General features: G+C 34.0%; 24 protein-coding genes. 8 read left to right on the forward strand and 16 right to left on the reverse strand.

Going from position 1 to position 22,572, the window contains the following annotated elements; genetic code table 11:
- Positions 1-167 precede the first annotated feature (167 nt).
- The 7 genes from GON26_RS03390 to GON26_RS03420 form a co-directional block, all read right to left on the reverse strand.
- On the reverse strand, positions 168-1,313 hold the full coding sequence (locus GON26_RS03390; RefSeq protein WP_160373325.1) for a pyridoxal phosphate-dependent aminotransferase: 1,146 nt from the start codon (positions 1,311-1,313) through the stop codon (positions 168-170).
- Between the two features lie 68 nt (positions 1,314-1,381).
- A complete protein-coding gene (locus tag GON26_RS03395) occupies positions 1,382-2,209 on the reverse strand; it encodes a prephenate dehydratase (RefSeq protein ID WP_160373326.1) in 828 nt (275 codons plus the stop codon).
- Positions 2,210-2,558: 349 nt separating this feature from the next.
- A complete protein-coding gene (locus GON26_RS03400; RefSeq protein ID WP_160373327.1) occupies positions 2,559-3,725 on the reverse strand; it encodes a DUF1501 domain-containing protein in 1,167 nt (388 codons plus the stop codon).
- 11 nt (positions 3,726-3,736) lie between these two features.
- Entirely contained in the window at positions 3,737-5,134 is a 1,398-nt protein-coding gene (locus GON26_RS03405; RefSeq protein ID WP_160373328.1) for a DUF1800 family protein, read from the reverse strand.
- A 252-nt stretch (positions 5,135-5,386) separates the two neighbouring features.
- On the reverse strand, positions 5,387-7,783 hold the full coding sequence (locus tag GON26_RS03410; protein WP_160373329.1) for a ribonucleoside-diphosphate reductase subunit alpha: 2,397 nt from the start codon (positions 7,781-7,783) through the stop codon (positions 5,387-5,389).
- A gap of 269 nt (positions 7,784-8,052) precedes the next feature.
- Positions 8,053-9,030 carry a ribonucleotide-diphosphate reductase subunit beta gene (locus tag GON26_RS03415; RefSeq protein WP_160373330.1) on the reverse strand — a complete coding sequence of 326 codons (978 nt, stop codon included), beginning with the start codon at positions 9,028-9,030 and terminating at the stop codon, positions 8,053-8,055.
- A 335-nt stretch (positions 9,031-9,365) separates the two neighbouring features.
- The gene (locus GON26_RS03420; protein WP_160373830.1) at positions 9,366-9,935 is read right to left on the reverse strand and encodes a DUF3109 family protein; all 570 of its coding nucleotides are present in this window, start codon (positions 9,933-9,935) and stop codon (positions 9,366-9,368) included.
- 365 nt (positions 9,936-10,300) lie between these two features.
- Here GON26_RS03420 and GON26_RS03425 point away from each other — a divergent pair, with 365 nt between their 5' ends.
- From GON26_RS03425 to GON26_RS03435, 3 genes are all read left to right on the forward strand, one after another.
- Entirely contained in the window at positions 10,301-10,879 is a 579-nt protein-coding gene (locus GON26_RS03425) for a MarC family protein (RefSeq protein ID WP_160373331.1), read from the forward strand.
- Positions 10,880-10,985: 106 nt separating this feature from the next.
- Positions 10,986-11,186 (forward strand): hypothetical protein, encoded by a 201-nt coding sequence (locus GON26_RS03430; RefSeq protein ID WP_160373332.1) that lies wholly within the window; start codon positions 10,986-10,988, stop codon positions 11,184-11,186.
- Between the two features lies 1 nt (position 11,187).
- Complete coding sequence (locus GON26_RS03435; protein WP_160373831.1) at positions 11,188-11,793, forward strand: FAD-dependent oxidoreductase; 606 nt, start codon at positions 11,188-11,190, stop codon at positions 11,791-11,793.
- An 11-nt stretch (positions 11,794-11,804) separates the two neighbouring features.
- Here GON26_RS03435 and GON26_RS03440 read toward each other — a convergent pair whose 3' ends face one another.
- From GON26_RS03440 to GON26_RS03470, 7 genes are all read right to left on the reverse strand, one after another.
- Complete coding sequence (locus tag GON26_RS03440; protein WP_160373333.1) at positions 11,805-12,104, reverse strand: type II toxin-antitoxin system RelE/ParE family toxin; 300 nt, start codon at positions 12,102-12,104, stop codon at positions 11,805-11,807.
- Positions 12,086-12,322 carry a hypothetical protein gene (locus GON26_RS03445; RefSeq protein ID WP_160373334.1) on the reverse strand — a complete coding sequence of 79 codons (237 nt, stop codon included), beginning with the start codon at positions 12,320-12,322 and terminating at the stop codon, positions 12,086-12,088. The genes GON26_RS03440 and GON26_RS03445 overlap by 19 nt, the downstream gene beginning before the upstream one ends.
- 80 nt (positions 12,323-12,402) lie before the next feature.
- Complete coding sequence (locus tag GON26_RS03450; RefSeq protein ID WP_160373335.1) at positions 12,403-12,714, reverse strand: hypothetical protein; 312 nt, start codon at positions 12,712-12,714, stop codon at positions 12,403-12,405.
- Between the two features lie 77 nt (positions 12,715-12,791).
- Positions 12,792-13,157: a nuclear transport factor 2 family protein gene (locus tag GON26_RS03455; RefSeq protein WP_160373336.1), complete on the reverse strand. Its 366-nt coding sequence runs from the start codon at positions 13,155-13,157 to the stop codon at positions 12,792-12,794.
- 18 nt (positions 13,158-13,175) lie between these two features.
- Positions 13,176-14,753 carry a S41 family peptidase gene (locus GON26_RS03460; RefSeq protein ID WP_160373337.1) on the reverse strand — a complete coding sequence of 526 codons (1,578 nt, stop codon included), beginning with the start codon at positions 14,751-14,753 and terminating at the stop codon, positions 13,176-13,178.
- Positions 14,754-15,185 (reverse strand): deoxycytidylate deaminase, encoded by a 432-nt coding sequence (locus tag GON26_RS03465; protein WP_160373338.1) that lies wholly within the window; start codon positions 15,183-15,185, stop codon positions 14,754-14,756.
- A 5-nt stretch (positions 15,186-15,190) separates the two neighbouring features.
- Complete coding sequence (locus tag GON26_RS03470) at positions 15,191-15,784, reverse strand: HupE/UreJ family protein (protein ID WP_160373339.1); 594 nt, start codon at positions 15,782-15,784, stop codon at positions 15,191-15,193.
- A 169-nt stretch (positions 15,785-15,953) separates the two neighbouring features.
- Between GON26_RS03470 and GON26_RS03475 the strand changes: the two genes are divergently transcribed.
- Positions 15,954-16,385 carry a tellurite resistance TerB family protein gene (locus tag GON26_RS03475; RefSeq protein ID WP_160373340.1) on the forward strand — a complete coding sequence of 144 codons (432 nt, stop codon included), beginning with the start codon at positions 15,954-15,956 and terminating at the stop codon, positions 16,383-16,385.
- 164 nt (positions 16,386-16,549) lie between these two features.
- Here GON26_RS03475 and fbp read toward each other — a convergent pair whose 3' ends face one another.
- Complete coding sequence (gene fbp / locus GON26_RS03480) at positions 16,550-17,557, reverse strand: class 1 fructose-bisphosphatase (protein ID WP_160373341.1); 1,008 nt, start codon at positions 17,555-17,557, stop codon at positions 16,550-16,552.
- A 171-nt stretch (positions 17,558-17,728) separates the two neighbouring features.
- Between fbp and GON26_RS03485 the strand changes: the two genes are divergently transcribed.
- The 4 genes from GON26_RS03485 to GON26_RS03500 all read left to right on the forward strand — a co-directional run bounded on the left by GON26_RS03485 (position 17,729) and on the right by GON26_RS03500 (position 20,233).
- Positions 17,729-18,202: a GNAT family N-acetyltransferase gene (locus tag GON26_RS03485; protein ID WP_160373342.1), complete on the forward strand. Its 474-nt coding sequence runs from the start codon at positions 17,729-17,731 to the stop codon at positions 18,200-18,202.
- A gap of 61 nt (positions 18,203-18,263) precedes the next feature.
- Entirely contained in the window at positions 18,264-19,523 is a 1,260-nt protein-coding gene (locus GON26_RS03490; protein ID WP_160373343.1) for an aspartate kinase, read from the forward strand.
- Positions 19,524-19,676: 153 nt separating this feature from the next.
- Complete coding sequence (locus GON26_RS03495) at positions 19,677-19,916, forward strand: hypothetical protein (protein WP_160373344.1); 240 nt, start codon at positions 19,677-19,679, stop codon at positions 19,914-19,916.
- Positions 19,916-20,233, forward strand: a complete 318-nt coding sequence (locus GON26_RS03500) for a type II toxin-antitoxin system RelE/ParE family toxin (RefSeq protein ID WP_160373345.1) — start codon at positions 19,916-19,918, stop codon at positions 20,231-20,233. Before GON26_RS03495 ends, GON26_RS03500 begins: the two co-directional genes overlap by 1 nt.
- A gap of 31 nt (positions 20,234-20,264) precedes the next feature.
- Here the strand turns inward: GON26_RS03500 and GON26_RS03505 are convergent, their stop codons facing one another.
- Complete coding sequence (locus GON26_RS03505) at positions 20,265-22,436, reverse strand: TonB-dependent receptor domain-containing protein (RefSeq protein ID WP_160373346.1); 2,172 nt, start codon at positions 22,434-22,436, stop codon at positions 20,265-20,267.
- Positions 22,437-22,572: the final 136 nt, after the last annotated feature.

The following is a 22,572-nucleotide window of genomic DNA, read 5'->3' on the forward strand; positions in this document are numbered from 1 at the left end:
CGAACCCCGGCAAAAAAGGATTTCCACTACTATCAGGGCTAGGGCTTCTCGTTTTCATAAGAGCTTTACTCCTCCTGCAAGGTTTCCAAAACCTTGTAGGTCTATATAATTAAGACCTTCAAACTCATACCTACAAGGTTTTGGAAACCTTGCAGGAAATTTCAATACTAAAATCGGTCAATCGCTTCTTGTACTTTTTCTTCCTTAACACACAACGAAAATCTAATATATCCCTCACCATTGCTCCCGAAAATAGTTCCCGGCGTGATAAAAATAGATTTATCATATAAAATCTCATCAATAAACTTTTCTGATGATTCGATTCCATCCGGCAATTTTGCCCAGACAAAAAGGCCAACTCCTTCTTTATATACTTTACAGCCTAACTTTTCAGCAAGTTGCTCTGTCAAAGCTCTTCGTTTTGTATAAATTTTGTTTTGGTCTTCAAACCAGGATTTATCACAATTCAAAGCTGCAACTGCACCTTTCTGAATTCCGTAGAACATGCCGCTGTCCATGTTGCTTTTTACTTTTAGGACTGCATTGATAATTTCAGGATTTCCTAAAACCATTCCTACTCTCCAGCCCGCCATGTTGAATGTTTTACTTAATGAATTCAATTCCAAAGCCACATCTTTAGCACCTGCAACCTGCAATAAACTCATAGGATTATCATTCAAAACAAAACTATACGGATTATCGTTGACCAATAATATGTTGTGTTTTTTAGCAAAAGCAACCAATTTTTCAAATAACGCTAAACTTCCTCTTGCTCCAGTTGGCATGTGAGGATACCCCAACCACATGATTTTTACTTTCGATAAATCTAATTTTTCCAAAGCTTCAAAATCCGGCTCCCAGGCATTTGCTTCTTTCAGGTCATAATAAACCGGAACTGCTCCAACCAAATTAGTTACTGAAGTATAAGTCGGATAACCTGGATTCGGAATCAAAACATGATCGCCTTCATTCAAAAATGCTAACGAAATGTGCATAATTCCTTCTTTCGAACCCATCAAAGGCAAAATCTCATTATTCGGATTCAACACAACACCAAACTGATCCTGATAGAAATCAGCCATACCTTTTCTCAATTCCGGCAATCCCTGATAACTCTGATAGCCATGTCCGTTTTCGTCCTGAATTGCAGCAGCAACTGCTTCAATTACTGCTTTTGACGGACTCAAATCAGGGCTTCCAATTCCCATATTGATAATCGGTTTTCCTTCAGACATTAGTTGTCTCACTTCTCTTAATTTTGAGGAGAAGTAGTATTCTTCAACTGTATCTAATCGTTTTGCTGTTGTAATCATGTTCAATTTTATATTTTCACTTCCAATCAAATTGGAATTTGGTCTTTTATTTTGTTGCTATTTTTCTTTTAAGGTCTGGTATTTTTGTATTCACCCAAAACTTTAAAATATTCTGCCATTATATTCAATAACGATTTTGCTTTTGCGTAATCCTCATATTTTTCGAAAGTAACATCCAGAAAAAACGAATATTTCCATGGTGTTTCAATTTTTGGCAACGACTGGATTTTTGTTAAGTTTAATTTGCAGTCGCTCATTACATTCAAAACCGCGGCTAAACTTCCTCTTTTATGATCCAGCTCAAATTTGATAGAAGCTCTGTTGATTTCGTTTTCTGGCAAAAATGAATTTTGCTTTTTGATAATCACAAAACGGGTCATATTGTTTTTGATGGTTTGAATTTCCGGTGCCAGAATTTCCAGATCATACATTTCAGAAGCCGTTTTACTTGCAATTGCTGCAATACCGGTTAATTGTTTTTCCTGAATTCTTCTGGCAGTTTCAGCCGTATCTTTATCCTCAACCAATTTGATGTTTGGATATTTTTTTAAGAAATCCATACATTGCAATAAGGCCATTGGATGTGAATGAACCTCTTTGATATCCTCTAATTTCTGACCTTTCAGCGCCATCATATTTTGATGAATACTTAAATAATGCTCTCCAATAATGTGCAGATTATTCTTGTCGATCAAAGCATAATTCGGAATAATTGGTCCTGCAATCGAATTTTCTATCGCCATAACCGCCTGATCTGATTTTCCCGAAAGCAGGCTGTCAATCAATTCATCAAAAGACAAACACTCATCAATTTCCACATTTTCAGAGAAATACTCTTTCACTACCTGATGATGAAAAGAACCCTTTATACCTTGTATTGCAATTTTAGTTGTCATATATTCAAAAAAAAATCCTGATTTGCATCAGGATTGTATATTAGTTTTATTTGTCTTTTATATTTTTCAAATAACCATAGCACAATCCTCACTTCTACTAAAGAAGAAATAAAAAGAGTTGCTAAAATAAAAACGGTTAGATGCCATTGTTTGTGTTTTTCAATAAATTCTCTGCGAATGTATAAATTATTTTTACTGCACCAAAAAAAATGTTGCATTTTATGAAACAAAAAAGGATTTCTTAACAAAATACCTTAGTTTTGTAAGATATTTTAAAAAATAGGGCTTAAAATGAGATTTATTTAATTGCGTTTCAAGCGATTTCAACTTCAATTAGAAATTACAAACATCAAAACAACCCCGCAACAGGCTTATTTTTAATTCCTATTTTAGAATAATCGAAACTCATTTTTTGTTTCAAAAGCGACGCATAGACACTTCTAAAATCTATTTGGTGTTTTAAATCTCCGTTATCCAAATCTGATAAATTCGGGTTATTACCTAAAATTGTTCCTTTATTATTTCCTCCTATTATAAACATCGGTGCTGCAGTACCATGATCAGTACCATTACCATTGTCTTTTACACGGCGGCCAAATTCAGAAAAGACAACAATAGTTACATTTTGAAGTAAGTTCGCTTCTTTTAAATCTTTATAAAAACTAGAAATAGCATCATTTAAATCTGTTAATTTCCGTTCGTGGACAGACAATTGATTATCGTGCGTATCGAATCCGTTTAAAGAGGTATAATATACTTTCGAGTTTAAATTACCTTTTACTAATCGGGCTATCCACTCAAGATTTTTTGAAAGCCCTGTTTTTGGGTAACTAATTTCTGTTTTAGATTGTTTTAATGCTTTTTGAATATCATCTGAACCTTCAATAACCGAGTTGGCTATCTTACGTACAAAATCCAATTGCGGATTATCTGACAACTTTACATTTTCTTCTTTAGCAGGTTTTACTTTAAAAAGATTCGGATCTTTTACGGTTATAGAATTAGGTTCCAGACCTTTTAATGCTAAATTATCAATAGTATCTATATTAATTCCAGCAGTTGTTTTATGATCGTGATACTGAAAATCTAAATAGCGCCCTAACCAACCTTCATTTATATATTTATCAGAATCAGTTGCAGTTTGCCAAATTTCCTGACTTCGAAAATGCGAACGAACAGGCTCTGGGTAACCTACATTTTGAATCACCGTCAAATCTCCATTCTGCTGTATTTGAGCAAAATCTTTTAGAGCCGGATGAAATCCCATCTTATTGTTTTTACCAATCACAGCATCTTTATTTAACGCTATTTTTGGTCTTAAATCATAATAGAGTGGATTTTCATAAGGAATGTAAGTATTCAACCCATCATTTCCTCCATTTAGCTGAATAAACACTAAACACTGCTCTCCAACAATCAGATTATTCTGCGAACCAAATGCGTGCAAAAAACTAGGAAGCACCAGCATTCCGCCAGTTAATGTACCTGTAAGCGTTAGAAAATTTCTCCTGTTCATAGTGATGGAATTTAAATCAATTGATATTCTGGCAATTTGGTGATATAATTAAACAATCTAATTACGGCAAAATTGGCATGGGTCTCTTTAGGATTGAAATCGTATTTCAGTAGATTTTCCATGTCTTTTTGCATGAATTCGTTAAAAGTAAACAGTAATCTTTTAGATAATTCCGCAATAATTGTTTTGTTATTTCCTTCCGTATTAAAATCTATTTTAACATCTATTTTTTCAAATACTGCTCTTGGTTTTTTATTTTCACCTTTCATTACAGCAGGTACTTTTTTCATAATAGACTGTCCATTGCAAAGCAAATCTGAAGAAGCAATTCGGGATAAATAAATTTGTGAAGTTAACCATGCAGTTCCTCCATCCCATCCTTTTACATTATTCTGCTCATAAAGATCCATTCCTTGCTGTTTCAAAAAATACAAGGCCATTGAACGATCAGCATCTTCTACTTTCAATTCATTAAACAATTGCAAGATATAAACCAGCGGATTTTTAATTTTAGTTCCTGAAATCTCCTTTGCATACTCCTCTTTAAAAATTTTAATCAGCAACGGCTTTATTTCAAATTTCTCTTTTCTAAAATAATCTCCATAATAAACCACTAACTCTTCCGGAGGGTTGTCATAAACAAACCATTTTAAAATTTTTCTTGTAATTAAATATGGCATGCTTTTTTGTTCAAAAATAATATCAACTAAATCATCGGCTTTCCAATTTCCTTTTTTACCAAAATAAATTTTATCCGTATTATCTTCTAAAGAAGGTATATATTTTGCTCCTTCATCACCAGTACTCAATCCTGCTAAAGCTTTAGCGCCGTTTTTGATATCACTTTCCGTATAATTTCCAATACCAAGTGTAAATAACTCAAGTAGTTCCCGGCTTAAATTTTCATTTATTTTGACTTTTTTATTATTAACATTATCCAGATATTTTACCATTGCATTTGATTTGACCATTTGTTTAGTCAACTCCTTAAAGTTTCCAAAAGCATTTTCACGTAAAATCATATTGTGCCTGTAAATCCAATAATTAAAACTTACTTTATGCGAACTCACAACAAAATGATTGTGCCAAAAACAAACCATATTTTCCAGCAATGGAAATTCGTCATTTTGCATTTTACCAATCCACCATTTTTTCATATCAACTACTGAAATAACCTTCTTCTGAACAATACTTTTTTGAGCCGCAGGATCAAGTTCTTTAATAGATTTTTTTAAAGCAATAAGTTCAACTATTGTTTTAGGAGAATCCTTTAAAAAATCAGGGGGTTGTGTATCAAATTTTGATTCAAAAGAATACATTAGAAATTTTTCTAATCCTAATTTCTCGATTTTAGTAGCTTCCTTTCCTGAAAACCCTAATCTTAATGACCAAAGATTACTTTTATCCATAATGCACTTGTTTTTTATACAATTAAGAATATAAATTCTTCAAAAGGTTTATTTTCTAAAAAAACCAAGGAGATATATTAATCTCAAAAATCTTCTGTTTTTATTGTTTGAGATAATCGTGTATAATAATTAAAACGAAGATTCGTCATCAATATTGCTAAATACCCTTAAACAAAAAGCAGCTATCATGACAATAACTGCTTTTATATATATTCTAAAAATCTAAAATCTCAGATCTAAAATCTAAAATAATTAAGATCCACACATCTCACAATCCTCAGGACCTGCAGCTTGTGCTTTTAGCAACATAGCTTTATATTCCTCAATATTGATTTCTTCTGTTTCGGCAACTAAAGCTGCTGGTGTATCTTCGTCTTTTTTATCGTTGTTCAAGGTAAATTTAATGGCATCAACCGCTGATTTAGTTCTTAGGTAATACATTCCTGTTTTTAAACCTGATTGCCAAGCATAGAAGTGCATTGACGTTAGTTTAGAATAGTTGGCATCCTGCATAAACAAGTTCAATGATTGCGACTGGTCAATAAAATAACCTCTTTGGCGTGACATATCGATGATGTCTTTCATAGACATTTCCCAAACTGTTTTGTACAAATCTTTCAGGTCTTGCGGAATCACATCAATATTCTGAACTGATCCGTTGTGACGCATGATTTCCTGTTTCAAAGTCTCATTCCACAAACCTAGTTTTACTAAGTCTTCCAGTAAATGTTTGTTTACCACAATGAACTCTCCAGACAATACACGACGCGTATAGATGTTTGAAGTATAAGGCTCGAAAGCTTCGTTGTTTCCTAAAATTTGAGAAGTTGAAGCTGTTGGCATTGGCGCCACCAATAATGAGTTACGAACTCCGTGTTCCATTACTTCTTTTCTTAATGAAGCCCAGTCCCAACGTCCAGATAATTCTTCATCTTTCATTCCCCACATATTGTATTGGAATTCTCCTTTAGACATTGGAGAACCTTCAAATGTAGAATACGGTCCTTCTTCTTTTGCCATTTCCATAGAAGCGGTAACGGCTGCGAAGTATAACGTTTCGAAAATTTCCTGATTTAAAGTTTTAGCTTCATCACTTGTAAACGGCATACGCAACATAATGAAAGCATCAGCCAGACCCTGCACTCCTAATCCTACCGGACGGTGACGCATATTAGAGTTTTCAGCTTCTTTTACCGGATAATAGTTTCTGTCGATTACTTTGTTCAAATTACGCGTTACACGTTTCGTAACATTATAAAGTGCCTGGTGATCGAATTTTCCGTTTTCGATGAACATTGGCAACGAAATAGAAGCCAGGTTACAAACTGCAATTTCATCTTTAGAAGTATATTCCATAATCTCCGTACACAAGTTAGACGAACGAATTGTTCCTAAATTCTTGTGGTTCGATTTACGGTTCGCTGCATCTTTATACAACATATAAGGCGTTCCCGTTTCGATTTGTGATTCTAAGATTTTCTCCCATAATTCACGTGCACGAATGGTTTTTCTACCTTTTCCTCTAAATTCATAATCCAGGTACATGGCTTCGAACTCATCTCCGTAAACATCATACAATCCAGGGCATTCGTTAGGACACATTAATGTCCATGATGCGTCTTCCTGTACACGTTTCATGAATAAATCAGATGTCCACATGGCGAAGAATAAATCTCTCGCACGCATTTCTTCTTTTCCTGTATTTTTCTTTAAATCTAAGAATTCGAAAATATCCGCATGCCAGGTTTCGATATAAATCGCAAAACTACCTTTACGTTTTCCACCACCCTGATCTACGTAACGAGCTGTATCGTTGAAAACTCTCAACATTGGCACAATTCCGTTTGAAGTTCCGTTTGTACCACGGATATAAGATCCTGTTGCACGAACGTTATGAATAGAAAGACCAATTCCTCCCGCTGATTGCGAGATTTTCGCCGTTTGTTTCAACGTATCATAAATACCATCAATACTATCATCCTGCATGGCCAAAAGGAAACAAGAAGACATTTGTGGTTTTGGAGTTCCGGCATTAAACAACGTTGGCGTTGCGTGCGTGAAGAACTTTTTAGACATTAAATCGTAAGTTTCAATTACCGATTTTAAATCATCTAAGTGAATACCAACTGAAACACGCATCAACATATGTTGTGGTCTTTCGACAATTTTTCCGTTGATTTTAAGCAAATACGAACGCTCTAAGGTTTTGAAACCAAAGTAATCGTAATTGAAATCTCTTGTATAGATAATGTGCGAATCTAAAAACGCTGCATTTTCCTGAATCACTTTGAATACTTCATCCGAAAGTAATGGTGCATCCTGACCATTTCTTGGATTTACGTAGTGATACATATCTTTCATCGTTTCTGAGAAAGACTTTTTTGTATTTGAATGTAGGTTCGAAATTGCCACACGTGCTGCCAATTGCGCATAATCCGGATGTGCAATTGTCATAGAAGCCGCTGTTTCTGCCGCAAGATTATCCAATTCAGAAGTAGAAACCCCATCATACAATCCTTCGATAACTCTCATGGCTACCTTAACAGGATCTACAAGCTCATTAAGCCCATAACACAACTTTTTGATTCTTTCTGTAATCTTATCAAACATTACCGGCTCTTTGTGACCATCTCTTTTTACTACATACATAAGCTTACTATTTTATTGTTATTGAAAAAATGAAAGACAACTGGAAAACGAATTCCAGTGCTTAAACATTGCGTGTTTTTATATTATTTTTTGAGAATTATCAAATTCTCAATAGTTGTACTCCCCAATCCTGAATTCAGAAAGAAAAGGCATTAAAAATTGCTATTGAATCTACGATTTGGGAAAGAGATTCAACCTTAAAATGTTTTATTAAAAAAAATTATTCTTTTTTAGTGTTCCGTGGTAACCACTAAAATTATTCGTGTTGTCTAAAAATCTGCATCAAATGAAATTTTCTGAGCATCACTATCTGTGTTCATCACACCTGATTTTTGATACTCGGCAACGCGCTTCTCAAAGAAATTAGTTTTTCCCTGAAGCGAAATCATATCCATGAAATCAAACGGATTCGCTGATCCATAAACACGGTCACATTCTAATTCTACCAATAATCTATCAGCAACAAATTCTAAATATTGCGTCATCAGACCAGCATTCATACCAATTAAACTTACCGGAAGCGATTCTGTAACAAATTCTCTTTCGATATCTAAGGCATCAACGATGATTTCTTTAATTCTTTCTTTTGGAACTTTGTTCACCAGGTGGTGGTTATGCAAATGCACTGCAAAGTCACAGTGTACACCTTCGTCGCGCGAAATCAATTCATTAGAGAATGTCAAACCTGGCATTAAACCACGTTTTTTCAACCAGTAAATAGAACAGAAAGCACCTGAGAAGAAAATACCTTCAACTGCAGCAAAAGCGATCAGTCTTTCAGCAAAAGAATCAGACTCAATCCACTTTAGAGCCCATTCTGCTTTTTTCTTAATAGCAGGAAAAACTTCCAATGCATTAAAAAGCTCTGCTTTCTCTGCTTCATCTTTCACGTAAGTGTCAATTAATAAAGAGTAGGTTTCGCTGTGAATATTTTCCATCATGATTTGAAAACCATAGAAAAACTTCGCCTCTGCATATTGTACTTCGTTTACAAAGTTCTCAGCAAGGTTTTCATTTACGATTCCGTCAGAAGCAGCAAAGAATGCCAAAATGTGTTTGATAAAATATCTTTCGTCGTCACTTAATTTATTGTTCCAATCTGTCAAGTCCTGATGCAAATCGATTTCTTCGGCAGTCCAAAAACTTGCTTCCATCTTTTTATACCACTCCCAAATATCATGATGTTTGATAGGAAAAATGACGAAACGATTCTTATTTTCTTGTAAAATTGGTTCAACTTGTGACATTGCTGTTTTGTTTAATTTTTGTATTGAATTTTTGCTCATTCAGTAGACTACAAAGATTGTCATTTACAGCCAAAAATAAAAGCCAAACTTATTCACAATCGGGGGTAGTTTTTAACAAAGCTGAAAAAATGGGATATTTTTCAGACAATTATTAAATATCTGTAAATGAGATAATTAAAATTACCATTTACCTCTTAAAGGGCTGTAAAATATAGGATTTTTAAAATAATAAGCAAGAAATTTTTAATACTTTTTAAAATCTTAACATAGCCTTATCTAGAATCATTCTTAGATTTTTTAAGGCCATTTTGCTTTATTAAAGAATATGTATTTTTTTAAGATTTTTTTAGCTCTTCTGCTACTTTTTCGAGCTCTAAATACCAATCTTCTCCAAAACGGCGAATCAGGGCTTCTTTGACAAATTTGTAAACCGGAACTTCTAATTCCTTGCCTAAAGAACAGGCGTCGTCACAAATATCCCATTTATCATAATTAACAGCAGCAAACTCCGTAAAATCTTTTACACGAATTGGATACAAATGACAGGAAACCGGTTTTTTCCAGTCCACGATCCCCTGATTGTAGGCTTGCTCGATTCCGCAAAGTGCCGTTTTACCGTCAAAAATTACGTAAGCACAATCTTTATTGTCTATTAGTGGTGTTTCCAGATCACCATCAGTTCCTTTCACCCAGGTTCCCTGCGCTTCAATAGCCGCAATTCCTTCTTTTCTTAAAAAAGGTTTTACTTTTGGATAAATCTCTTCCAGAATTTTAGTTTCCGCCTCGCTCAAAGGTGCACCGGCATCTCCGTCAACACAGCAAGCTCCTTTACAAGCTGACAAGTTGCACACAAATTCTTTTTCAAGAATATCTTCTGAAATAATGGTTTTACCTAATTGAAACATGATACTTAAATACTGTAATTTATAAAGTGCAAAGGTAGTCAAAGAAAGCGGATAAAAAACAGAAGGAATTTTAACGCAGAGAAACGCAAAGATTTTCCACAGAGTTTCGCAAAGTTTAATTTCATTGGATGTTTTTTTTAAGTTCACAAAGCTTTGAGATTTCACTTTTGTGAAGCTTATTAAAGACTTTGTGAAAATCTGTGAAAATCTTTGTGAATCTCTGTGGCAAAGCTATCAATTGTTACAAATATCACTTTTTTAACTATTAAACCATGTTTTTACAACAAAAGTGCATCGTGTTAAAAAAACGCCTATCTTTATTATCTACCTTTGCAAAAATTTTAAATCCTTAAAATCAACGTACTATGCTAGAAATAGACTTTAAAGAAATCCTAACTGTTGGAATGGTACTTTTTGCCGTAATTGATATTGTAGGTTCTATTCCGATTATTGTGAATTTACGGGCAAAAGTGGGACACATCGAATCTGAAAAAGCATCTATAGTGGCGGGCCTAATTATGATTGTCTTTCTTTTTGTTGGTGAGGGATTACTTAGCCTTATCGGAATTGATGTTCATTCGTTTGCCGTAGCAGGTTCTTTTGTGTTGTTTTTCCTGGCACTCGAAATGATTCTCGGGATTCGTATTTATCGTGACGAAGAACCAGGTTCTGCCTCTATCGTTCCATTGGCTTTTCCGCTGATTGCCGGAGCAGGAACTATGACTACCTTATTGTCTTTGCGTTCACAATTTCACACCATCAATATCATCATTGCCATCCTTTTGAATATCATTTTGGTCTATATTGTCCTAAAATCATCCAAAAAAATAGAAAATTTATTAGGAGAAAACGGATTAGGCGTCGTTCGCAAGACCTTTGGAGTAATACTTTTAGCAATTGCTGTTAAATTATTCGCTGCTAATGTTAAAGGTTTGTTCGTCTAAAGGATATTTTTATAAATTTGCTCCATAAAATTTCTAAAATACAGTTTACGCATGTTTTAAACATTGGAGAACTTTACTTTATTATTTTAGACAAACAAACGACCACATGAAAATTTTTACCTCAATCTTAGTCTTTTTAGCAATCGCTTTAATTATTTTCAATATTACACAACTTGACTTCAACAGTCCTTTTCAGGGAGATAGCGGAGTAGCTTGTATTGGAATCGTTGCTTCGTTTTGCGCCGTTTTAATTCTTTTGATTTTTAGAATCTCAAAAAGAATTGAAGAAAAAACGAATGACCGATAATATGTTTGATGTTTTACTTATTGGCGGAGGCGTTTCAGGCATGTCTTGTGCACTCGTTTTAGGTTCAGCAAAAAACAAAGCTTTTGTTACCGATAAAAAAATCGGAATTTTTACCCACCAAAAAAATTCTTCTCTACAGGAAGCAGTTTTCTACAATGCTTATGGTGTAACACCAGGAAAATTAGGCTCGGAGCTACTGACCGAAAGCACTGCACATCTCGCAGAATGTTACCCACATATTACACAAATTGAAAACGAAAAAGTAATAAAAATTGAAGGTACTTATCCTGAATTTATTGTTACTACCAACAAAAACTCTTACCGCACAAAAAATATTGTTGTCGGGATTGGTTCTGCCAATACATTTGCTATCGAAGGCTTGATGCACTATGTAGAACCTCACCAAAAAGCACTTCCTGAAAAGCAACGCATTCAGCTAAAAAATATCGATCATAAAGTTGCAGATGGCATTTATGTAATTGGAACTTTAGCAGGCTGGAGAAGTCAATTGGCGATTGCAGCCGGAAGTGGTGCGGCCGTTGCAACTGATATTCTGACTTTATGGAATAACGGTACACAAACTCATGCGCATGATAGTATTCGATAAAAAATTAAAAATTACTTAATTTTTCTTTTTTCAAAATCTTGTCGGTTATCCCAAAAAGAAACAATTTCTATTCTTTCTTCATTGATTTCATAAAAGATCAAATATATTTTCATCGGAATAACTCTTGTGACTTTATTTGAAGTTAACCTTCCTATAAATTCGTTTTCGGATAAAGTTTCCAACAATTCCTCAACCTCTTCAAGAATTTTTAAACTGTAATTTGAATTTTCATTTCGATAAAAATAAAATTCAAGAACATTAGAAAACTGAATTTTAGCCAATTCAGACCAAATTATTTCTTTTTTAACCATTCTTTCATTTCCGAAATTACATCATCATTTTTATGAAACCTTCCATTTTGAATTTCGCTATGACTAATTTTGATTGAAGATTCATCATCTGCAGACAATTTATAGAGAGCTTGCTCCGAAGAATCAAAGATGGTCTGAAGCGCATTTAAAAAATTTAGATCCTCAGAATCTTCTATTCGTGAAATTAAATTTCGCTTTATTTGTTCAGCTTTATTCATTGCTTTTTATTTACACTCAAATTTAAAATTATATTTTTAATAAATAGAATTTAATATTGGAAATCAACATTTTAAACAACCTACTTAACAGAAACTATTTCTTTTACCTTAATATGTTTCTCGGTATCCGTTTTCCAGATTTCTCCTTTTAAGGTTACTTCTTCTCCTTCTTTTAATTGCTTATAATTTTCCGGTCCACCAACGTTTACAATACTGATTACAGCAAAATAAACTTCATTTTTATCGGTGTTGATTTTGGCAGTATAACCATCTTTTCCAAATTCTATCGATTGTACTTTGCCTGAAACCGTATTTTTATCTTTCATACAAGCACAGGAAATTACAAATGCCATTAAAACAACCAGAAAGCTTATTCTCTTTAGATTTTTCATGTTTTATATTTTAACCACGAATTTCGACCTATTTTATCGAACGTGCTTACATAATACTTTAAATAATTATTATAATTTTATTGCAAAGCCACGCAGCTTCCGGCAATTACTTTTAAGCCATCATCAAATTGTTTCCAGGTGCGAATGTATCTAAATACGCCATCTATCGGATGATTATCATAAGTGCCTTTTAATAAAATTGTCACACTCACAACCGCACAATCTTCAATAATCCTGATGAGTTGATTGGAAGCTTCTATTAAATGAATCTTTATTTTACCTGAGCGATAGGAATCTAAATCCAATTCTTTGGTAATAGTATTTCCATCTGGCAAATTGAACAGTAAGTCCGTATGAAGGATTTTCTCTAAAGTAGCAACGTCTGACATTTTAATAGCTGTCAGTAGTTCTATTTCGGCATTAACGACATCTTCTATTCTCATTTGAAAAAAAAATAAAGGTTATTTTTTCTGATTCAAAATCTTTTTGATCATGGCATCTTCTTTCAGAATTACATCATAATAATACAATTCACCATACAACTGTCGGGCAAATTCGGCTGTAATATAACGATTAACCAGATCTTTAGTCTTATCTAATTTTAGATCTAAACCCGCTAAGAAAATATAGGTTTTAAAATCTTTAAAATACTTGTCATTGGTTTTCATTTTAGTCAGGAACTCATTAAAATGAAGACCTGCAAAAGTATTTCGGTTTTTATCCAATTCTTCAAAAACAAAATGCCCCACAACTCCTGTCTGCAGTAAATACGCAACATTTTCATTACCGTGTTCTACCTGAATAGGCACAAAAACATCCGGAACGATTCCGCCGCCGCCATATACAATTTTACCTTTTGGTGTTTTGAACTTCAAAGAATCGGCTACTTTTATACTATCTTTAGCATAAAGTTCTCCTGTTTTAATACGTTTTTCTGACTCTTTATAATATTCGTCATTCCCTTTTTTATACGGTTTCTGGATCGAACGGCCTGTTGGGGTGTAATAACGTGCAACCGTTAAACGAACTGCCGATCCATCATTAAAATCCATTTCGCGCTGCACCAGACCTTTTCCAAAAGAGCGACGGCCTACAATAGTTCCGCGGTCATTATCCTGAAGTGCACCCGCTAAAATTTCACTGGCCGAAGCGCTGTTTTCATTAATTAGAACATACACTTTTCCAGTTTCGAAACTTCCTTTGTCTGTAGCGTACGTCTTTTCGGTTTCGCCATTTTTATTTTTAGTAAAAAGAATCAGTTTATCTTCTTTCAAAAATTCATCAGCAATAGCCACTGCTTCTTCCATATAACCTCCGCCATTATCACGAACATCAATAATCAAAGACTGGATTCCGTTTTTTTTCAATTTGGTTAAACCCGCTTTAAATTCATCATAAGTAGTTTCGGCAAAACGATTGATTTTGATATAACCTGTTTTATTAGCCAAAAGCATCGACGCATCGACACTTTTTATCGGAATTACATCTCTTTTGATTTTAAATTTAAGTTTTTTCTCTTCAGATTTTCTAAAAACAGTGATCTCGATTTCTGAACCTTTTTTCCCTTTTAATTTCGAAAACAAACTATCCGAAGGCAAACTTCTGCCAAATAATTTTGTTTTTCCAGCAAATAAAATTCGGTCACCTGATCGCAATCCTGCTTTTGCCGAAGGACCATTTTCAACCGTTTTGATAACCGCAACAGAGTCTTTATACATATAGAAATTGATTCCGATACCTACAAAATCGCCTTTCATACTTTCGGCAACTTCTGCTTGTTCTGCTGGCGGAATATAAACTGAATGTGGGTCTAATTTAGATAAGATATTATCGACTGTTAAGTTTACAATCGAGTCGGTATTGACACTATCAACATATTCGTTATTGATAAAATCAATCAATTTATTGAGTTTGGTTTTAGAATAATTTTTAGCCAATAAACTATCTTCCACAGGAGCACTCATCATGCTTCCGAGAACGACTCCAAGAGCTAAAGCAGCTCCTATTATAATAGGTAAATATTTTGAATTGATTTTCATTTATTCTTCTAAATCAGGAATATGCTCAACTTCTATGCCTGCTTTTATCAAAAAAGCAATTCCGGAATCATCGCGATATCCGTTATGATACACCACTCTTTTTATTCCGGATTGGTGTATTAACTTGCTGCATTCCTTACAAGGCGACAGTGTAATATATAATGTGGCACCTTCACAGGATTGTGTTGATCGGGCAACTTTTAGAATCGCATTTGCTTCGGCATGCAAAACATCCCAGCGTGTCAATCCTTCTTCGTCTTCGCAGCAATTTTCAAATCCTGATGGCGTTCCGTTATAACCATCCGAAATTATCATTCTGTCTCTTACGATAATCGCTCCTACCTGCTTTCGTTTGCAATACGAGAGTAAACTCCATTCTTTTGCAATTCGCAAATACGCTTTATCGTATTTATTTAATTTTTTTTCTTCCATTTAATTTATCTGTTCCAAATTGGACTTGAAATAATCATCGGAATGACTACTCCAATCACAAAAGCAGACATTACTAATGTCCAGTCGCGCTTTGAAAAACGAAATACAGTCTGTACAATATAAGATAGTACCAAAACAATAAAGACAACTACCAACTGTGCTGCTTCGATCCCCAAAGCAAATTCGCATAAAGGTACTAATTTTGAAGTTGCGGTGCCTCCTAAAATTCCTTTAAAATAATTAGAAAAACCAAGTCCGTGGATAATCCCAAAGAATAATGTCACAAAAAATATCAGGTTAATACTTTCATTTTTAGATGTTTTTCCAGCCGTAAACAGATGAAAAAATGCGGTAATTAAAATCGTAATCGGAATTAAAAACTCTACTAAACTTACTTTTACAGCAATGATTCCGAAAACCGAAAGCATCAAAGCCAATGTGTGTCCGATTGTAAAAACAGACACTAATAATAAAATACGTTTCCAGTCCTTAAAGGAATACGGAACCGTTAAAGCGATTAAAAATAAAACATGATCATAGGCATGAATATCCAAAACATGCTTTAATCCTATCTGAAAATAAATCCAAAACTCTGACATCTGGTAATACTATTAAATTGATTAAGGGGTTGTAAACTTACGATTAATTTTGAAAATTAAGGAAGCTTCCCATTATTACAACGAATAAAAATAAGTTAAATTTTATGAGAAAATTAAAATTAATAATTTAAAATAAGATTTATCTTTGTGGGACAAAAACTCTATAATTATGTCATTTTCAGATTTATTTGATAGCGAATTTAAACAAAGAAACAAAGGACACTTTTCAGCGATTGTGCGTGTTGCATTAGCAGACGGAACAATTCATCCTGAAGAGCAGGATTTCTTAGATAAATTGGCTGCACGTTTAGAAATTTCGGAAGCTGAGTACGAAGAAATTCTTAGCGAGCCTTTAAAATATCCTATCAACCCGCCTTATTTACACGTACAGCGTTTAGAACGTTTATACGATTTGACCAGAATGGTACACGTTGACCACCATCTGGAAGACAAACAAGAAATAATGTTAAGAAAATTAGGTATTGCTTTAGGATTTACGCCAAGTAACGTAAACCACATTATTGCAAAAGCCCTGTCTTTGGTTGACAAAAAAGTAGATGGAGACACTTTCGTTTACGAAATGCAACATATGCACAAATAGATTTCAGACTTTAGATTTCAGACTTTAGATTTCAGACTTTAGATTTTAAAACTTTGTGGTTACTGATTGCTTAAAAAATTAAACCCGACAGGTTTTATAACCTGTCGGGTTTGTTATTTACATTTCAGATGCGACTTTACACAGCAACTAAAACTTTTAACTAGCTAAAGCGCTTCCGCCATAAATTCCTCGGCTTTTTCTACCATGTTATAACTTCCGCAGAAAAAAGGAACCCGCTGATGCAGTTCGGTTGGCTGGATTTCCATAATTCTTCCAAAACCGTCCGTTGCTTTTCCTCCGGCCTGTTCAGCGATGAACGCCATTGGATTACATTCGTACAACAAACGCAGCTTTCCTTTTGGTGCTTTGGAACTTGTGGGATACAAATAAATGCCGCCTTTAATCATATTTCGATGAAAATCAGAAACCAGACTTCCTATATATCTTGACGTATAAGGTCTGTCCTCTTCTTCCCGCTGGCAATATTTGATGTAATTTTTTACTCCTTGCGGAAAATGAACATAATTCCCTTCGTTTACCGAATAGATATTCCCGTCAAGCGGAAATTTCATATTAGGATGTGACAAGTAAAAAGTTCCGATGGCTGGATTGAGTGTAAATCCATTCACGCCATGCCCGGTAGTGTAAACCAACATCGTCGAAGTGCCATAAATTACATAACCCGCTGCGACCTGAGCAGTTCCTGGCTGCAAAAAATCTTCGCTTGTTACTGGAGTTCCAATAGGTGTCACTCTCCTAAACACTGAAAAAATAGTTCCTAAAGAAACATTCACATCAATGTTTGAAGAACCATCCAAAGGATCCATCAGGATCACGTACTTATTATTATTACTGTTGTCGCTCCCCTTGACAGTAATAAAATCGTCGTTTTCTTCCGAAGCAATTCCACAGACAATCTCACGGTTTATTAACGTCTGGATAAATACTTCGTTGGCATACACATCTAATTTTTGCTGGTCTTCTCCCTGGATATTTTGCTCGCCTGCTGCGCCAATGATATCCACCAATCCGGCTTTGTTTACTTTATAGTTAACGACTTTAGCCGCTAACCGAATAGAATTGATAATTCGGGAAAGCTCTCCCGACGAATACTGAAATGCTTTTTGGTTCTCAATAATAAACTCTCCTAGTGTTTTATTGCGTTCTTCCATTACTATATCGTTGTAGTTTTATTTTTAAGTCACAAATATCGTTTATTTTGTGAGAATGATTTAAAAATTATTTTGTTAGTTTGCTACTATTGTATATTTGCTAATTAAAAGCAAAAAGCAAGCATTAAAAAGATACTTTTTTAGCTAATAATCAACTAATAATAAGAATATATGAATATTAGAAAAGGAAATCCTGAAGACATGAAAGCGGTTTTGGAACTGATTCAGGAGTTGGCCATATTCGAAAAAGAACCTGATGCTGTCGTAATAACTGAAGATGATTTAATACGTGATGGCTTTGGTGACCAACCTCTATTTCACGTATTTGTGGCAGAAATTGAAAAAGAAATTGTTGGAATCGCACTATACTATTACCGTTATTCTACCTGGAAAGGAAAAACAATACATCTTGAAGATTTGATTGTGAAAGAAAAAATGCGCGGAACCGGCTTAGGATCTGCTCTTTATTCTGAAATAATGAAACAAGGAAAAAAAGACAATGTTCGAAGAATCGAATGGAATGTTTTGGACTGGAATACACCTGCCGTAAAATTCTATGAGAACTCAGGCGCAAAAGTTCTCGATGAATGGCGTGTGGTACAAATGGATGAAGCAGGAGTAAATTCATTCTTAGAAAAATTATAAATAAAACAGTAGATTTCTATATCAATTAAAAAATCTGAAATCTAAAATCTAAAATTTAATAATGAGAGTATTTAAATTTGGTGGTGCATCGGTAAAAGATGCCGCAGGAATAAAAAACGTATATGACGTTTTACAAAAAGTAGGTTACGAAGATGTAATTTTGGTAGTTTCAGCAATGGGAAAAACCACCAATGCTCTTGAAGTCGTTATCAAGAATTATTTTGATAAATCAGCAGAGCTAAATTCATCGGTTCAGGAAATAAAAAAATATCACAATCAAATATTATTAGATTTATTCGAGGACGAAAAACATGCCGTATTTGCTGCGGTTACAGCACAATTCTCCGAATTAGAATATTTTTTAGCGCATAACAAATCGCCAAATTACAATTTTGTTTACGATCAGATTGTGAGTTTTGGTGAGTTGATTTCGACTACCATTTTAAGCCATTTTATGAATTTCATGGGAATACAGACTCAGTGGCTGGATGTTCGTGAATTTATAAAAACAGATTCTAACTATCGTGATGCGGAAGTAGATTGGGATGCAACTCAAAAATTGATTAGTAAAAATGTACCTCGTAAAATATTAAACATCACACAAGGATTTTTAGGTGCTGACGAGAATAATTTCACTACCACTTTAGGCCGTGAAGGTTCTGATTACACAGCCGGAATTTTTGCCTATTGCCTAAATGCCGAAAGTGTAACCATCTGGAAAGACGTTCCTGGCGTTATGAATGCGGATCCGCGCTATTTTGAAAACGCGAGTTTGTTAAACCAGATTTCGTATCGTGAAGCAATCGAATTGGCATTTTACGGCGCAACCGTTATTCACCCAAAAACGCTACAGCCTTTGCAGAAAAAAGAAATTCCGTTATACGTAAAATCATTTATCAATCCATTACTAAAAGGAACTTGTGTTTCTAAAGGAGTAGATCTGGAACCGTCTTTGCCGTGTTTTATCGTAAAAAGAGAACAACTTTTGATTTCGCTTTCTTCTATTGATTTTTCATTCATTATGGAAGAAAACATCAGCGAGATTTTTGGATTATTCCACCAATTCAAACTAAAAGTAAACCTAATTCAGAATTCTGCAATTAGTTTTTCTGTTTGTGTGGAAGATAAATTTGGAAACTTTAATGAATTGAATGCAATTCTATCTAAAAAATTCAAAGTAGATTTTAGCGAGAATGTGACATTATATACGATTCGTCATTTCAACGAACAAGCCGCTCAAACTGTCGAAGAAAACAAGCAGGTTTTACTAAAACAAGTGAGCCGCGAAACTATGCAAGTAGTTACAAAGGAAGTAAATTAGTTTTTTTAGGTTAAAAAAAATTACTCTCAAAAGGTTTCACTATAAAATGTGGGACCTTTTTTGTTTTTATAAATTAGATTTCGAAATCAAAAAACAGCATCTAAAGAAGTTTTTTTCGAGATAAGTCGTAAATTTGAAAAAACTCTACTAATCATGGATTTACAAACTAGAAAAATAGCGTTTGTACAAGAATTCTTAAAACTTCAAAGTGAAGAAGTAATCACTCAATTGGAGAACTTACTTCATAAAAAAAACAGCAGAATAATTGCTGAAGAAATTTCTTTCGAACCAATGTCAATCGAGGAATTCAATACTCGAATTGACAAGTCAGAACAAGATTTTAAGAACGGAAAATTTAAAACATCTGAACAACTTCTAGCAAAATACAAATAATGCAATTAAAAGTAGTTTGGTCTAACTTTGCTGAAGCAGAACTTGATAAAATTTTTGAATATTATTGCGAAAAAGCCAGCTATAAAGATGCGAAAAAAATAATCGAAGAGATAATTTTAGAGCCCAATAAACTCATACAAAACACCTTCACTTCTCAAATTGAAGAATTATTACTTAATCGAGAAAACGACTATAGATACTTAATCTGCAACCACTACAAAATTATCTATTCCATAGACGAACAGAAAGGTTTGATTCAGATTGCTGATGTTTTCGACTCAAGGCAAAATCCAACAAAAATAAAACGCACCAAATAAATTCACTTCTAAAATTATTCTAAAAATAATTTTACCTCGCCCTATTATTCTCCGTTTGTTCAATTTCTGTTTTCTTATAAGTTGCCTTTTTAGAATTCCCAAAACTATACGTTGCAATCAATTTAAAATAATTTGTAGTATAGGTTCTATGATAATAAATTTCAGTTTGGCCAACATTGTAGTCGCCGGAAACCATAAAATCATGAAAGATATCATTTGCAGTCAGATTTAATTTGAGAGCCTCTTTAAAAAAATTTCTTTCGACTCCTAACGTAACTGTCGAGCGGCTGTTGTCATGTCGTAATCCGTAGCTTTTATCTCCTAAATACCAAGCCAATAGCTGAATTTTAAGCACATTTGGAATCGTAAACGTATTATTAGAATACAAATAAATCTGAGGCTTCACAGGGCCTAAAGTGTATTCATAGGCATTATCGATTGCTTTGGTTACATTCATGCTTACGGTATTCGTAGAATTCCACCATTTGTTTGAAAATGATTTTGAAAGTGACGTAAAAAAAGTATGTTCTTTTTCTAAATTCAAAGATCTCAGAATGTAGCTATTGGGTGTATCTCCTCTTAATACCGCAGCCGAAATAGGGTCAGTTTTATACGTGTAACCCATTTTAAAATCAAACTTTTTATACCTGGTACCTATTTCAAAGGCATGTACTTTTTCAGGCAGTAAATTAGGATTTCCTTCTATGGTCGTAAAAGGATCCTGATAAATAACAAACGGATTAAGACCCTGATACCTTGGTCTGGTAATTCTGGACACGTAAGAAATATGACCTTTAAAATCATCTGATAAATCGATATTCAGAAGCAGGTTTGGAAAAAGATTCCCGTAACTTTTATTAAATTTCTGAATACCATTTGCATTGGTGTACAAATCATAATTCGTCCATTCCCCGCGAACACCTACTGAAAAATCAACTTTTTTGCCCAAAGAACTTCCATAAGTAAAATAGGCCGCACTGATTTTTTCTACATATTCAAAATCACTCGAAAGCGTATCATCAAACTCAAAACCTGAATCTGCTGAATTCGAAATCAGGAAATCTGTACCTGAATTTATGCCGGCATAACTAAGTTTAACCCCTGTATCGATTTTTGTATTATCTTTTATTTTTTTAGAATAATCAGCCTGTGTCGCTATTATGTTAATCGTATTCCCAACATTATTCTTTATATATCTTTCGGCATTCATTTCATCAACTAAACTATTTTCATCAATAAAATCTTTTACTTTTCCGTTGTAATTCGAATATTGTGTTCCAATAAATAACGAAGAACCTTTACTATCTGTAATCCTATTATAATTAAAATTCACAAACTGATTCAGCAGTACATCGTTCTTAGCAATATCAGTAGCGTAAAAACTATTTCCTGTATTGTTTTCTATTGAATTTCTGCTTTCTACGACCCCACCCAAATCTTCGATATTAGCGCTGTAAGCTAATGAAATATACTCTTTTTCAGAAAAAGTATATTGCAAACCAAATCCAAAATTAGAGTAATTATTAAATTGCCGTTTCCAGTCGGTGGTGAGTTCTGAACGCATATATTCATCTGGATTTGGGCGCGTTCTTGTTGTGAATAATAATTCTCTGCCTTTGCCCAATTGCAATCCATAATTGGTTATAAAAGAAAATTTTCCTTTTGTGTAATTAAAATCGAGCAATGTATTGGTGCTTGTTCCTGCGAATTCAGAAACCGTAATTTGCTGGCTTGCCGTTCCTGTCATACCTTGCTCAATATTCTTTTTAGTGATAATATTAATAACCGCTTTTCCCTCTGCATCATATTTTGAAGAAGGATTAGAAATGACCTCTATTTTTGCAATTTGCGAAACAGGAATAGCAGCAAAACGTTCATAATTAATCAAAATTCCGTTCAGATAAATAATCGCTTCGCCTTTTCCGAGAACGCTTATTTGTCCTTCTGCTACAACAACATTTGGAACCCGGCCTAATAATTCGTTGACAGAACTGCTTGTCGAAAGTACCGTATTGGCAACATTAACTTCGATTGTTCCGTTTGCCGAATATTTGACCAATGAAGCCTGTCTTTTAATGACAATTTCATTTAGCTCATTATTTTCACTAACAACTTTCTCCGGAATTGTTTTTATGGTTTGTGCTTTTATTTCTATGGAAGAAAAAAACAGTCCGTAAATAAAAAATGGAATTAATACTCTCATAAATTTTAACGATTAGATTGTGACTTATTACTTGGGCAAAAGTCAGCCGTAAATCGTAAAATGAGGTCATCAAAAAAGAAATCAGGAGTACGGATTTATCAATTCGTACTCCTGATTTTGGTAATTTAAAGGGATT

This window comes from Flavobacterium hydrocarbonoxydans, assembly GCF_009789235.1.
Lineage (GTDB): Bacteria > Bacteroidota > Bacteroidia > Flavobacteriales > Flavobacteriaceae > Flavobacterium > Flavobacterium hydrocarbonoxydans.